The organism is Gemmatimonas groenlandica (assembly GCF_013004105.1).
Lineage (GTDB): Bacteria > Gemmatimonadota > Gemmatimonadetes > Gemmatimonadales > Gemmatimonadaceae > Gemmatimonas > Gemmatimonas groenlandica.
In genome coordinates this window covers 354,538-368,654 of sequence record NZ_CP053085.1, presented here as the reverse complement: position 1 = coordinate 368,654, position 14,117 = coordinate 354,538, and the positions used below count along the sequence as shown (strand labels likewise).

Below are 14,117 nucleotides of genomic sequence, written 5' to 3'. Positions count from 1 at the left end.
ACCGCTACCAACTGACCGACGCGACCACGGCGACATCGGCCGCCGCCGTCGGCACTTCCGACGCGTTGAGCAGCATTACCATCGCGTCGGGCAGCTCCCTGCCCTCCGCCACGTCCGTCGCGAGTTCGTCGTTCAGATACGCCGTGGCAGCCGCGTTGGCGGCGTCGAGCGTCGCGCCCTGTACGAGCAAGGTGCCCTGAATCGGGTAGTTGCCCCCCTCGCGCATGAAGGCCACCAGAAAGGTGGGTACGCTGGGACGCGCCGGCGCCATCAGGGGTGCCAGCTCGGGCGCCACCGTCACGGTGGATGCGGCGGCCAGCGATTCGGCGTAGCGCGGCGCGGTCGGATCCAGCTCGAGGCAGGCCGCGCGAATGGTGCAGTCGGTGCCCGCCGCGTAGCCGCTCTGCGGCGGCGCTGCGATGACGTTGAGCCGATAGGGCGTGCCGAGCGGCAGATCTTTTCGGGCCTGCGCGTCGATGCCGGTCACGCGTCCGCGAACGGGTCCGCCCGCCACCTGAAACTGGACACCATCGCCGGGCGCAAACACGGGAAAAGTTCCGGGCGCGCTGAGCCGGCGCACGGAATGAATCATCGGGGTATGCAGAACGAACGACGCCATGCAGGGAGTATCGCCCGCACATCCGCCGTTCTCCAATCCATTCACGTCATTCCCCACGAAATTCCCAAGATGCCGTTCGTGTCCGCCTTTGGGCTCCTCGTGCTGCACCTCGTCGCTGACGCGACCGCCGTCCCGATTCGGGATGCCGTGCGGGCGCTGGAGCCGCGGGTTCACCAGGCCGATTGAAGCGACTCTAGGTCATTCGGCGTCGCCAGCGTGCGCGACCAGAGCGTCGCGCGCGTAGCCGCCTGCGACGGCACGGTGTCGATCGTAAAGTCACGGGGATCGAGATCATTGGTGAGCTCATCCCACCTGAGCGGCGTCGACACCGACGCCGCCGGTTGCGCGCGCAGACTGAACACCGACGCGACGCTCTTGCCCTGCACATTCTGCAAGTAGTCGACGTACACGCTGCCTCGTACGCGCTTACTCACGGTGCGCGTCACGGTCGCTTGCTTGCTGTGCCCTTTCACAACCCGCGTCGCGATCACCTTTGCCAACAGCAGCGCACTGTCGTAGCTCGTGCCCGGCGGGAGCGGCAGGTAGATGTGGAGGCCGCTCGCTCCCGACGTCTTGAGTGCGCCGGCGATCCCGAGCTCGTCCATCACCTCCCTGGTCCAGCGCGCCACGTCGATCACGCGACGAAAGGTGGCGCCTTCGCCGGGGTCGAGGTCGATGATCGAATAGTCGGCAGCCGACAGCGTCGCGACGCGGGAGTGCCACGGATTCACGTCGATGGCACCGAGCTGCGCACAATACAGCAGCGTGGTCAGCTCACCACCGACGATGCGTCGCTCGCTCGAGCCGTCGGGTTGCGGCACCATCTCGGTGCGCACGGTCGACGGCACCCCTTTGGCGACACGCTGCTGAAAGAATGCCGGCTGACCGATGCCGTTCGGATAGCGCCGCAAAACCAGCGGCCGGTCAGCGATGAAGGGTAGCAATAGCGGCGCGATGGTCGTGTAGTACCGCACCATGTCGCCTTTGGTCTTCTTTGCTTTGGGATAGAAGATCTTGTCGAGGTTGGTGAACTGCACCTCGGCGTCGGCGCTTGGTGTCGCTGTCGCTCGTGGCATAACCGCCTCCCGCACGATATCGCGCGCACGCTTGTCGGTTCGGACGCCGAGATAGGCCGGCTGTCGGAGGTGACCATCGTTGGTCCATTCGTTGAAGCGGACTTCGACCACCAGTATCGGCCGGACCCAGTGTGCGGTGGCGTTCGCCGCCGGCGTCGTGACAAATGGACTTGACCCGCGCTCAAGGCGCTTCAGGTGAGCGTGCAGCCACGCCAGCTCGTCGTGCGTAAACCCTGTGCCGACATGGCCCGCGTAGTGCAGCGCCCCGTCCCGATAGTATCCCAGCAGGAGTGCGCCGAGGTACGGTCGGCTGTTCCGCGGCTCCGTCCAGCCGCCCACCACGAACTCCTGTTGACGCTCCAGCTTGAGCTTGAGCCAGTCGCGTGAACGCACACCGACGGCATACGGCGCATCCGCGCGCTTGGCCATGATGCCTTCCCAGCCTTCCGCCGTCGCCCGGGCCAACAGCGCGTGATGGTCGTGCAAGACGGCATCGCCCAGTCGAAGCGCGCCGAGGGCGCGGCCGCCGGACACCGCACGCACCGTGAATAGCCGCTCGAGTGCGACGCGCCGCTTACGCCATGGCGCATCAACGAGTGATCGCGCGCCATCGTGCAGCAGGTCGAACACCATGAGCGCGACCGGCTGGGCCGACCGGCGCGTGGCGATCACCTGCGCGTCGCGTTCATGCACGCGAGCCTGCATTGACTGGAAACGGCCGAGGGCGCCGCCTTCCACTCCCACCAGCTCACCGTCCAGCACGAGGGTGCTGCGCCGGCGCCCCACGAACGCCTGCAGCGCTTCCACGACCTCGGGGAATTGCGCGGACTTGTCGATCCCGTTTCGCGATAGCAGCTGCACGTTCGTGCTCGACGCCACGGCGATCACCCGTATCCCGTCATACTTGGGTTCGAACGCCCAACCGTCAGCCGCGGGGAGCACGGTTCCCGACGTGGCCAGCATCGGTGCGAACGTCGCCCTCATGCGGACTTGCGGGCCTTCTTCGTGGCGGCCTTTCGCGCGGCCACCTTTTTGACGCCGGACTTCTTGGTGAGGCTTTGCTTCAGCATGCTCATCAGGTCGAGCACCTTGCCATCTGCCGCATCAGGCGGTGGAGCGTCGAAGCTGATCGGCTTGCCCTTCGAACGCGCCTTGATGATGCGCATGAGGTTGGCCCGATAGTCATCGGTGTACTTCTCCGCGTCGAAGTGCGCCTGCATGCTCTTCACGAGCTGCACGGCCATTTTGCGCTCTTGCGGACGGGCGGCCGTGGCCGGCGGGAAGGTGTACTTGGAGGCATCCACCACCGCGGCGGAGAATCGCATGAGCTCGAGTACCAACGCATCTCCGACCACATGAATCCCCGCCAAATGCTGATTCTTACGCATGATGATCTTGCCGATGCCCACCACGTCGCCTTCCCGCATCGCTTCGCGCAGCAAGGCATAGCCCCGCTCACCCCCCTTGCTCGGCAACATGAAGTAGGGCGTTTCAAAAAACCTCGGGTCGATCTCCTTGGCGTCGACGAAGTCGCAAATGTCGATGGTCTTGGAGGACTCGAGCGCGGCCTTCTTGAAGTCTTCCTCGGTGAGCACGATGTACTGTCCCTTCGCGTACTCGAACCCTTTCACAATCTCTTCCCAAGGCACCGGCGATCCGTCGCTGGCGCGTACTCGCTCGTACTTCACCGGCGATCCTGTTTCGGCGTCGAGCATGCGAAACGAGATATTGTCCGCTCTCACCGCGGCGGCGAGCTCCACTGGAATGTTGACCAATCCGAAACTGATACTGCCCTTCCAGATCGGAGCCATATCGACTGTCTCGGCTAAGGGAGCGTGTGCGTACACTCGCCGCAGGACGCAGGCGAGCTCAGGGTGCCGCCGTGCGCACAGCCCCTGCCATAAGCGGGGCCCGCTTGCCGGCGCGTTCAGCGTACAGTCGTGTGAACTCGGCACCGAACAGCACGATCTGCGCCGAGTAGTACACCCACACCAGAAGGATGACGACGGTGCCGGCGGCTCCGAACGGCGAGGCCAGCGAGCTGTTGCCCAGGTAAAGCCCGATGAGCCACTGTCCGATCGCGAACAACACGGCGGTAACCGTAGAGCCCACCGCCACATCGCGCCACCGCAGATGAACATCGGGAAGCACGCGAAACAGCAGCCCGAACAGGACGCTGCTTACTACGACCGAAAGTAGCTGATCGATGACTGCGACAAACGCTTCGAGACCCGGCGCCAAGCGGCTCATGTATGCGATGGCGAGTCGGACCCCCGCGCTCACGGACAGCGAGACCAGCAACAGGAATCCAATCGAGACGACAACACCGAGCGAGCGCAGTCGACGCCGGACAATCTGCGGTACGTCGATGCCGCCTGAATCCGTTGTCCGCACGCGCCAGATCATGTTGAGTGCCGCCTGCAGTTCAAGGAAGGCACCCGTCGCAGCGAAGACGAGCCCGCCAATTCCAAGCACGGTGGCCAATACGCCAGCCTCGCGCTTTCCGGCGCGCTCGAGCATGGCGCCGACCGCGACGGCGCCGTCGCGTCCGATCAGTCCGGCAATCTGCGTAAGCAGTTCACTGCGGACCACGTCTTCACCAACAACAAATCCGGCGACCGCGATCACCAGCAGCAGCACGGGAGCCAGCGCGAAGAGTGTGTAATACGCGATCGCGGCTCCGTGGCGCGGCGCATTGTCACTGAAGAAGTCGACGACGGTTTGCTTGAGCAGTGGCAGCATGTGTGACCCCGTGTGCAACGGACGTGCCGCCTCGCATGATTCCTGCACTTCGGTGCGGGCTCACCTCACAAAGGAGTTCAAGTGGCCGAAATCAACATCACGGAGAAGCGCGGCTCGTGGTTACCGTGGGTGTTTGGTGTGCTCCTGCTTGGTGCACTCATCTGGTTCGTGGCGATGAGAAGCACGCCCGACGCTTCTACAGCAGAGCGTACGGGTGCCTACGACACCAACAGTGCCGCCGGCACGCTCGCCTCACCGCGCGACAGCGCCGTGATCCGTACCGACACGATGCAGGTACCGCCAGCGCGATAGCCCGACGGCGTATCGCCGCCATTTGCTCATCCTACCGCACGGAGATAGCACCATGGATTCCACCAGGCACAACGAAGAGACGCCTCGCCCTCGGCTCGTTCATCTCAAGGACGCGTCGGACCTCGAGGTAGCCGACGGCGACCCGGATATCCGCGGGTGGGACTTGCGCACACTCGATGGAGAGAAGATCGGCACGGTCGAGGATCTCGTCGTGGATACGAGTCTCATGCGCGTGCGATACATCGACGGAGAGGTCATGCTGCACGATGTCGCACAGCAGACCAAGCGGCGCGTTCTGATTCCTATCGAGTCCGCGCGTCTCGATGAAGACGAAGATGACGTGATCATTGAACTGAGCTCCGCCGCTACTCGAGCACTCCCGACGTATGACGGCGAGCGCATTCCCGATGCGCCTGTCGACGAGCTGTATGCATTCGACGACAGCAGCTTCTTCGGCGCACGTCGCTTCGGGCGGGAGGCGTCGCCGTACATCGCTCCACTCGCGGACGGCGACCCGCGTCGGGTGGAACGCCCCGACGAGCGGCTTCTGTAGGGCGGACGGGAAGTCGCGGGGACGAACGGCCTCAGGTTTCGGCGTCCCCGCGCCGATCCTCTATCTCGCCGAAAGGTTCTGGGGCGATGCGGCCTCCATTGCTCCCTAGCCGCATCCCGACCGCCCCATGCTCAGCGCCACACTTCGTCCGTCCAGCGTGACGTCCGACCTCCTTCGGGTTGGTCGAGCCGGTGCCGATCACCTGAACGGCGTCCTGCTGCTGGCGCATTTTCCGGTCGCGTGCCTGCTGGCGTCGATCTATGGCGATTGGCCGATCGCGCTCGCGTTCGGCGCGCCGACTTCGGCGCTCGCCTTCGCCTTGACGAGAAAGCATCCCGGACGGTCGTCGACACGCATCGTGGTCAGCGTCGCGTACATGTTATACTCGGCGCTGTTCATTCAGCTTGCGCATGGTCTGACCGAGCTGCATTTCCACGTGTTCGCGGCGCTGGCTCTCTTGCTCGTCTATCGAGACTGGCGCCTGCCATTGATCGCCGCGGCGGCCATCGCCGTACACCACACGCTGTTCCTCTACGCACAGCAGATCATGCCGGGCGTGCACGTCATGGTGAACGCGATGTCCGGCACGGCCGGACTGTACATGCTCGCCGTGCACATCGTATTCGTGCTGGTCGAGTCGACCATTCTCGCCTTGATGGCGTGGCGCCTCGAGATGGAGGCCGAGCAGACGCAGGTTGTCTTCAAGACACTCGGCGAACTGGGGTGGCAAGGGCGGCAGAATGCGAGTACCGACGACGTGGTGGCGGCGCAGCGTACTGTCGTGGACGCCATCCGCGCGCTCGAAGAGTGCAGCGCGGAGCTCGAGTCGGCGGTGATCGAGCAGCGGGCCATCGACCTGCCGCCGTCGGAGGCGCTGTACGGCGCGTTTCTGAACGTCGCGGTCCAGATGCGGCGAGCGGCGGAATGCGTGGAGTCACTGCGTGTCGAGGCGGATGAATCCAGCGATCGTTTGCGCGAATCCAATCGGGTACTCGCCGCCGAGATCGAGCGCGCCACGGCGCTGACGGAGCGCGCCGAGGCGGCTACGATCGCCAAGAGCGCCTTCCTGGCCAACATGAGCCATGAGATCCGCACGCCGCTCACGGCGATTCTCGGCTACGCCGGCATTGTGAAATCGGAGTCTCGCAACGACGACCTACTCTCACCGCGATTGATGGCCGTCGATACGATCGAACGCGCCGGCGAGCACCTGCTGGCCGTGATCAATGACATTCTGGACTTGTCGAAGCTGGAATCCGGCAAGGTCGTGTCCGAACATCTCGACAGCTCAGTGGCACAGATCCTCTGCGACGTGGACAGCATCGTGCGCGCAAGGGCCGTCGCGAAGGGCGTGTCGCTGCAGACGCGTGTGCTGACCCCGATTCCCGAGCGCATCCTCACCGACCCGACGCGCCTGCGCCAGATTCTGCTCAATCTCGCCGGCAATGCCGTCAAGTTCATCGAGCAGGGACAGGTCGAAATCCTCGCGAGTGTCGCGGTTGCTGGCGGCCGTGAAGTACTACGACTCGCCGTGACCGATACCGGCCCAGGCATGACACCGGAACAGGCAGCACGACTCTTTCAGCCATTCTCGCAAGCCGATGCGTCAGTGACCCGTCGCCACGGCGGCACCGGCCTCGGCCTGACGATCTCGCAACGACTGGCCGTACTCCTCGGCGGTGCTGTGCACCTCGAGAGGACCGCGCCGGGCGTCGGATCGTGCTTTGCATTCGAGATTCCGTTGCATGAGGTGCCCGGCAGCATCCGACTGGATACCTTCGCGGCGTGCATCGCGCGCAGTGTCACCCAAGCGCCGCTCGGTGCCGAGGCGGAGACGCCGACGTTGTCCGGTCGGATCCTGCTGGCGGAAGACGGAGAAGACAATCAGCGCCTGATCGTGCACCATCTCCGTAACGCGGGAGCACAGGTCACCGTCGCCGACAACGGACGGATTGCTCTCGACCTCCTCGACGCGCAGCAGGGCTCTCCGTCGCCGTTCGATCTGCTGATCACCGACATGCAGATGCCGGAACTGGACGGCTACAGCTTAGCGCGGACCGTGCGGGAACGTGGCTGGAGCATTCCAGTCGTTGCCCTGACCGCGCATGCGATGTCCGAAGACCGGGAGCGATGCATCGAAGCGGGGTGCGATGACTATGCGACAAAGCCGATCAATCGATCGGTACTGATACGGACGTGCCATCGCTGGCTGTCGAACGCAGGCATGCACCGTGACGTGGCCGCCACGCTACCGAGTCAGTTCGAGGGCGACCCGGAGATGCGCGAGTTGATCGGGGATTTCCTGGTCCGTCTCGACGAGCGGGTGGAGTCGATGCATAACAGCTGGAACGCCGGCGAGCTCGATCGCGTGCTGGTGGAAGCGCACAAACTCAGAGGCTCGGCGGGCGGGTACGGCTTTCCGACGATTAGCGCTGCCGCCGGACGACTGGAAGGGTGCCTTCGTGAGCGTGCCGACCACGCGCTGTGTGTCATCGCGCTCGATGCGCTCACGTCACTGGCCCGCGCGGCCGTTCGGCATGAGACGGCGCACGCGTGAAGCCAGTGAGCACGAAAGGGCGGCCTCCGCTCGCGCCGTGAGAAGGGCGTGCGCATCGCCTTCGCGTGCGGCTTGTCGGATCTGCTCGGTCGCCTCGCCGGCGACGATCGCGGTGCTGGCCTCTCGGCGCTAGTTGCGCGAGTGCAAGAGCAGCGTGGCGAAGGCGCCGTCCGCATCGAGCTGGACGCCGGCGTGCTTTTGGCCAATCGCGAGGCGCCGCCGAGCGAGGCGATCGCCGCGCTGCGACTCAGCAAGGAGGCGCACCACCTGCGTGCGCTGCATTGTCAATCGTCGGCGACCGCACGCGACCTGGTTCACCGCGTCAGCCGCGCAGTGCGATCCCGCTGATCCGTCGACTCCTCGAAGATGCCGACGACGACACGCGGACACGTGCCCAGGCGATCCAGCTGCCCATGCAGCCCGCATAGATCTCAGCGGCGTCGGTCAGCGGATGTCGTCGTCCTCACCGTGTTCATGCGCCCCATCGTCATACGCGATGGCCGCCGTCTCCGAGAAGCGACGCGAGACTCGTATCTGCCACGACGCGTCCCGCTGCAGCTCGGCGGGCAGTGGCGCGGCGCCAACCCCGGCATCGGCGCACACATCGGCCAGCAGTTCCTTGCCGTCGACGATCACCAGCGTGTCGGCGTGCAACCCCGAGAACACACGCACGCCATCGGCCTCGACAACATAGGCGAGTAGAAACTCGCTCGGGCCGAGGTCGTGCGTGAGATCCGGCTCGTGGACGAAGCAGGTGGTATTGCTGAATCGATCCGTGATCGTCGCGCCGACCCCAGCTTCGACGGTCTCGACTTCCCACAGGCCAAGCGGTGCGCGCAAGGCGGCGCTGACGAGGGCGCGCGTGTCGACATCGGCGCGCTTGCCCGCCGCATCATCAAGCCAGGCGGCGGCGATAGGCCTGCCGAGAGAGTTGGGCTCGTAGTTGAAGAGCGACCAAGTGGTGAACAGATCGGCGACCCCTTCGTCGATGTCTTCATCTTCCGTCACGCCCCACGCGTCAAGCGACGCATCGATCCACTCGGCGCCCATCTTCTTCTCGGCCCAGTCGAGGAGTTCCTGCCCCACGCGCTTCTGGCGCTGCAGCACGACGTCGCCGCGCAGCCACTCCGCGCGCGCCTCGGCGGGTAGCGCCGCCGCTTCGGGGGGCACGGCGGCGCCGTGACACTTCTTGAACTTCTTGCCGGAGCCACAGGGGCAGGGTGCGTTGCGATCCATGTGGAGCAATCTAGCGCGCGGCCGTTCAGCGCAGCCTTCAGCGCGCGATCCGCACGCCGATCTGCACCTGATACGGATCTCCCCCCTTGGGCAACACGCCCGCCGACTCGTTCACGCTGTAGCGATACCGCTGGGTGGCCGGATCGAACCCGACCACGCGCAACAGTGGCACCCGGTTCACCACCGGGTTCTGCGACGAAATCCCGACCGGAAGCAGATACTGCGCCCCCCAGCGTCGATTCAGCAGGTTGCCGACATTGTACACATCGATGATCAGCTCGGCGCTTCGCAGCGCGCCACTGCCACGTGCCCGGAACTGGCGCGCGATGCGCGCATCGACCCGGTTGGTGAATGGCGTGGTGATCGTGTTACGCCCCGAGACCTGCCCCAAGTGTGACGCGATGTATCGCCGCGCCAGGTTGTTGGGGTTGGCAAGCACCCGACGCATGGAGGCCGCGACATCGGCCGGCGTGGTCGGATTCCCCGGGTCGAAGAGAAAGGCACGGTCGTTGCCGTTCGCCTCATCGCCGTTGATGTCGCCGTCAACCACCAGCGAGAATGGGCGCCCGGTGGTGCCCACGTAGCGCGCGGTGATCGCCAGCTTGAACGGCGCACGCACACTCAGCGCCCCCGTCAGTCGATGCCGTGCGTCGAAATCGGACACCCCCCACGCTTGCCCGAGTGCTCGCGGATCGTCGACCACGGGGGTGAAGGTGGTCGTCGTGCGCGCCAGACAGCAGCCGTAGCTGGAGTTGTCACGGGCGCGCGACCAGGCATAGCCCATCGTGCCCTGCGCGCGATCACCAAGGCGAAAGGCGACCTCGCCGGTCACCGCGACCTGTTCCGCACGCGCACCCGACTCGAGCGCGAGGACACGCGCGTAGGCCGGATGCTGCGACGCGTTCCGCACGTCGGTCACGCCGGTGGCTGCAGGGATGGTGTTCGCCGGCACCCACACCGCACGGTTGCCCTCGGCCGTGAGCACAAACGCCGGCACGTTGCGCAGATTGCGGTCGACGTAGGCGTAGCCATCGCGCATGCGTGACGCCTGCACGCCAAGCGTCACCGTCGTGCCGTCACCGATGCGGTGCCACCATGTCGCAGACCCTTTCCAGGTGCGCGGTGCCCGCACCGCGCCTGCCACGTTCACGTAGGCGGGCGACAGAACCGCCCCGGCAGGAAGTCCTGGTACCGCGAGCGGCGCGGCGCGATAGCGCGCGAAGTCGGGTGTGGGGACCGCCGTGCCACGTAGATCGATATCGGCCAGCGTGCTCCCCGTGTAGAGCAGTTGATTGTGCCCCGCGTAGTACGGCAGCTGCGCGGTGAATGCTCCGGCGCCTACCCGAATGATGTCGCGGGCGTCGTGTTGCAGGCGCCATACGAGCTGCGTGCGGGGTTGCAGTTGGGCGAGATCACGCGGTGCGCGCGCCGTACGCACCTGAAAGACGCTATCGATCGCCGCATTCGCGGCCGGTGCGTCGAGAAATGCCGTCGCGTCCCACCGCATGCCGTTCGTCCAGGTGATGCGATCGGTCACCTGCCACTCCACCTGGCCATACGCGCCGAGTTCGAGCACACGCTGTCGCGTGACCGGGGACGCGCCGGAAAGCGGCACGGTGCGCGTAAACCGATTCGGCTGTCGCGCCTCGAGCGCGGCCAACGAGGGGAATACGAAGAGGCCACCCTGCGCTTCGGCGATGAGCGTGCGCGTAGCCACCAACGAGTTGTCGGTGCCCAACGTCCACAACACCGACCCGCGCTGCGAGGTGAGGCGATTCATGAGTTGCAGCTGCCACTCGCGACTCTCATCGGGTGCGAGCCGGTTGCCGCCGAACTGGATCGTGGAGTTCCCGGTGGTGCCGTTGGGCAGCAGCGAGCGCACCTGCACGAAGCCGCGCGGCACGCCGGGCGATTCGGGGATGAGCGCTCGACGAGAGGTGCCGAAAGCGATCTGTACTTCATTCAGCGTGCGCTCACCCAGGTGCGACGTGAGCGTCGAGAGCAGCTGTGCCTCGCGCGACGAAAAGCCCGAACGCGCCTCGCGCAGGGCAATCGCTTGATCCACACCGCCGCTGAGTGGGCTGACCCAATCGCTGGCCGTCAGTCGCACCGTCGCGCGATGGGCCGCCGCGAGCTGCCAATCCACCCGCGCGAACAGCGTTTGCGAGACCGACCGCCGACCCAACTGACCGGTCTGCGAAACGGCCGGGTCGGTACCGTATTGCCGCGTCAACACGTCGAGCAGTCTCACCAGTGAATCGCGGGCGATGCCGGACGCCACCTGTGCCTCGGCGGTGCTGACGTCGCCCGTGGTGAGCGGCTCGCTGGCGTCCTGTCGTTCGTAGGCGAGAAAGTAATGCGCGCGATCGCGCACGAGGGGCCCTCCCAGCGACAACGCCGTTTGGAGCGTCTGTGCGGTGCGTGCCGCTCGGCTGCGGCCCTGAAAGTCGGTGCTCGCGGCGAGGTGTTCGTTGCGGAAGCCGGTGTACAGGCGGGCTTCGGGGCTGTTAGCGCCGGCACGCGTCACTGCCGCGATCTGTCCGCCGCCCTGCCTCCCCTGCCCCACATCGAACACCGCGGTGTTCACCTCGAACTCGCGCACCGCCTCGAGAGAAATCGCGGCCGGACCGCCGTTGGCTTCTCCGGCGCGCAACAGATTGCGCGACTGCGCCCCGTCGATGCGCAGGTCCGTGCTGGTCCAGCGCTGCCCGCCCAGCGACAGCTGATTGCCGGCCAACGGGCTCAGCGACGCGAGTCCGGAGAAATTGCGATCCGGAATCGGCAGCGCGTCGATCTGTTCCCGGGCGATACGTGTGCTACCGCCGATTCGCGATTCCCGGCCGGCCTCTGCATCCGCGCGCACGTTCAGTTCGGTCAGGCGCACCGGTACTACGCGGAGCACGAGGTCGACGATCTCACGCGCTCCAATGGTCAGCGTGATACCGGGGCGGTCGCTGCGGATATAGCCCACGCGTCGCGCGCTCACAACGTAGGGGCCGCCCAGCGGCAATCCGAGCAGGATGTACCGCCCCGTGCTGTTCGTCGCGGCACGTTGTACATATCCGGTGGTACCGTCGCGCGCCTCCACGACCACCGCATCGATCGGATGGCCCACTGAGTCACGTACGGTGCCGATGATGCCGCTTGCCGCGCTCTGACTGTGCGCCGTGGCGACTACCACGGGCAGCAGCATGGCCGTCGCCACTCCACGTCGTATCCACTGATCCCACGCCATGACCACGTTCTTCCTACGCATCTTGTTCGACGACGCGGAACGGCTCGGCCCTGGCAAAGTCGCGCTCCTCGAGGCCATCGCAGCCGAGGGCTCCATCAGCGGCGCGGCGCGCATGATGGGGATGTCGTATCGACGGGCCTGGCTGCTGGTCGAGACGATGAACGACATGTTCACAGAGCCCGTGACCGAGGCAGCGCACGGCGGCGTGCACGGCGGCGGCGCTTCCTTGACGCCGTTTGGCCATCAGATCGTCGAACGCTACCGCTCGATCGAGGAGACGTTGCGACGCGCGGCCGTGCAGGACGTAGCGTTTCTGGAACGGCATCTTCGGAAGCGGACGGGATAGGACGGGCGGGTACCGAGCGTTATATACGCTCGGATACAACGCCTCGCCAGTCTGTCGAGTCCCGTCGTCGTCGCATCGCGAGCAGCGCGATGCCCAGCAACACCCCGTTCGCGGACCACATGGCCAGCATCGGTGACAGCACGAGCCGCTCGGCAAGCGCTTCTCCGGCCATGATGATCGCGTAGTAGACCGTGAACACCACCCCGCTGGCGAGCAGCTGCACGATCACACCGGCGCGTGGTGCGCGCTGCGAGATCGCGAGCGCCAACAATGCGAGCACCACGCACGCCGCCGCAATCGCGGGTTTCTTGTGAATCTCGATGCCGTAGCTCGCCACTTCCGCCAGCCTCGTGGTGCCCGCCGCGGTCACCGGTCGTTGCGCCGCGCGTCGTGCGGCGGTGCGCAGCTCGCCCAACGTCATGGTGCGATCGCTGGGTGCCGCCACCGGTTGATTCGACTGCAGCGCCGCGAGCCGTGCGTTCGCGCGCGGGACGACCTCGGCATTCCACGCAAAGGCGAACAGCGCAAGGGCGGAGGCAAGTCCAATCAACGGTGCTCGTCGAAGCCGTGCGGCGGCGCCGTCACTCGTGGCCGCGGAACGACTCGCTGTCGAGAGTACGGCGATGAACATCGCCATGGGCAGCGTGAGCGCGGCGGTGAATGGTATCGCAAATACAAGGAGCTCGATCAACGTGGTCGGCGAAATCGCGTGCGCGCTCCACCGTTCGACCTGCCGCCACGCGTACGTCGCGAGCAACACACTCGTTAATGCGACGAAGGCCACGACGTACCCCTTGCTCAACTGTCGGAGCAGTTGCCGGTTCGGTGCCGTCATCGCCGTGCGTTCTTCGACGACGCGCTCGTAGAGTCCGCGTTGTACCAAGTCGCCGAGGCCAACGGCCGCGGTCCAGATTACGGCCGCACGGCCGGAGCCTGCGCTGCGCTCGAGCTCACGCACGAACAGCTCGCTCATGGCCGCGCCATGCTTGTCGCGCATCGCGCTTGGCATCAACACCGAGAGGGCGCCGTACACACGACGCCAGCCGCGATGCGTCGAGTCGGACGTGTGGTGACCGCTCATACGCTGAGCCCCTGCGGTGTGAGACGCGCACGCGCCAGCCGCACCATCGAGTCGAGTCGAGCGCTCTCTGCCTCTAGGGCGGTGCGCCCGCCACCGGTGAGACGATAGAAGCGCTCGCGTCCCGACCCGCCGTCCGGACGATCGTCGTCGGCCACCTCCTCGATCCAACCCACGCGCACCAGCTCTTCGAGGGATCCGTACAGCGTGGCCGGCCACAGACGCACGCTGCCGTCGCTGAGACTGCGCACGTCATCCTGGATGGCCGTGCCGTATCGTGGCTCGGCGGCCAGGGAAATCAGGATAAAAAACAGATGGGTCTTCATCGAGCCTCGCGGTGAGGAAATTGCACTACACATGAAT

Annotated in this window: 13 protein-coding genes; 5 read left to right on the top strand and 8 right to left on the bottom strand. The window is 65.7% G+C overall.

Annotated features, from left to right (window positions below):
* Positions 1–4: 4 nt before the first annotated feature.
* From HKW67_RS01515 to HKW67_RS01500, 4 genes are all read right to left on the bottom strand, one after another.
* A complete protein-coding gene (locus HKW67_RS01515; protein ID WP_171223715.1) occupies positions 5–619 on the bottom strand; it encodes a hypothetical protein in 615 nt (204 codons plus the stop codon).
* A gap of 170 nt (positions 620–789) precedes the next feature.
* On the bottom strand, positions 790–2,679 hold the full coding sequence (ligD, locus tag HKW67_RS01510) for a DNA ligase D (protein ID WP_171223714.1): 1,890 nt from the start codon (positions 2,677–2,679) through the stop codon (positions 790–792).
* On the bottom strand, positions 2,676–3,506 hold the full coding sequence (gene ku / locus HKW67_RS01505) for a non-homologous end joining protein Ku (RefSeq protein ID WP_171223713.1): 831 nt from the start codon (positions 3,504–3,506) through the stop codon (positions 2,676–2,678). The genes ligD and ku overlap by 4 nt, the downstream gene beginning before the upstream one ends.
* 58 nt (positions 3,507–3,564) lie before the next feature.
* A complete protein-coding gene (locus HKW67_RS01500; protein WP_171223712.1) occupies positions 3,565–4,437 on the bottom strand; it encodes a YihY/virulence factor BrkB family protein in 873 nt (290 codons plus the stop codon).
* Between the two features lie 81 nt (positions 4,438–4,518).
* On the opposite strand from HKW67_RS01500, the gene HKW67_RS01495 reads away from it, so the two are divergent.
* The 4 genes from HKW67_RS01495 (at position 4,519) to HKW67_RS01480 (ending at position 8,207) form a co-directional block, all read left to right on the top strand.
* The gene (locus tag HKW67_RS01495) at positions 4,519–4,749 is read left to right on the top strand and encodes a hypothetical protein (RefSeq protein WP_171223711.1); all 231 of its coding nucleotides are present in this window, start codon (positions 4,519–4,521) and stop codon (positions 4,747–4,749) included.
* 52 nt (positions 4,750–4,801) lie between these two features.
* A complete protein-coding gene (locus tag HKW67_RS01490; RefSeq protein ID WP_171223710.1) occupies positions 4,802–5,302 on the top strand; it encodes a PRC-barrel domain-containing protein in 501 nt (166 codons plus the stop codon).
* Positions 5,303–5,429: 127 nt separating this feature from the next.
* A complete protein-coding gene (locus tag HKW67_RS01485; protein WP_171223709.1) occupies positions 5,430–7,859 on the top strand; it encodes an ATP-binding protein in 2,430 nt (809 codons plus the stop codon).
* A 48-nt stretch (positions 7,860–7,907) separates the two neighbouring features.
* Complete coding sequence (locus tag HKW67_RS01480; protein ID WP_171223708.1) at positions 7,908–8,207, top strand: hypothetical protein; 300 nt, start codon at positions 7,908–7,910, stop codon at positions 8,205–8,207.
* Between the two features lie 96 nt (positions 8,208–8,303).
* On the opposite strand, the gene HKW67_RS01475 is transcribed toward HKW67_RS01480, so the two are convergent.
* Together HKW67_RS01475 and HKW67_RS01470 are read right to left on the bottom strand one after the other, a co-directional pair.
* A complete protein-coding gene (locus HKW67_RS01475) occupies positions 8,304–9,095 on the bottom strand; it encodes an SEC-C domain-containing protein (RefSeq protein ID WP_171223707.1) in 792 nt (263 codons plus the stop codon).
* 37 nt (positions 9,096–9,132) lie between these two features.
* Complete coding sequence (locus HKW67_RS01470; RefSeq protein ID WP_171223706.1) at positions 9,133–12,330, bottom strand: carboxypeptidase-like regulatory domain-containing protein; 3,198 nt, start codon at positions 12,328–12,330, stop codon at positions 9,133–9,135.
* Between HKW67_RS01470 and HKW67_RS01465 the strand changes: the two genes are divergently transcribed.
* Entirely contained in the window at positions 12,329–12,676 is a 348-nt protein-coding gene (locus HKW67_RS01465) for a winged helix-turn-helix domain-containing protein (RefSeq protein WP_171223705.1), read from the top strand. The two genes, HKW67_RS01470 and HKW67_RS01465, sit on opposite strands and share 2 nt — an antisense overlap.
* Positions 12,677–12,695: 19 nt before the next feature.
* Here the strand turns inward: HKW67_RS01465 and HKW67_RS01460 are convergent, their stop codons facing one another.
* Both HKW67_RS01460 and HKW67_RS01455 read right to left on the bottom strand, forming a co-directional pair.
* Entirely contained in the window at positions 12,696–13,757 is a 1,062-nt protein-coding gene (locus HKW67_RS01460) for an LptF/LptG family permease (RefSeq protein WP_171223704.1), read from the bottom strand.
* On the bottom strand, positions 13,754–14,080 hold the full coding sequence (locus HKW67_RS01455) for a PadR family transcriptional regulator (RefSeq protein ID WP_171223703.1): 327 nt from the start codon (positions 14,078–14,080) through the stop codon (positions 13,754–13,756). Before HKW67_RS01455 ends, HKW67_RS01460 begins: the two co-directional genes overlap by 4 nt.
* Positions 14,081–14,117: the final 37 nt, after the last annotated feature.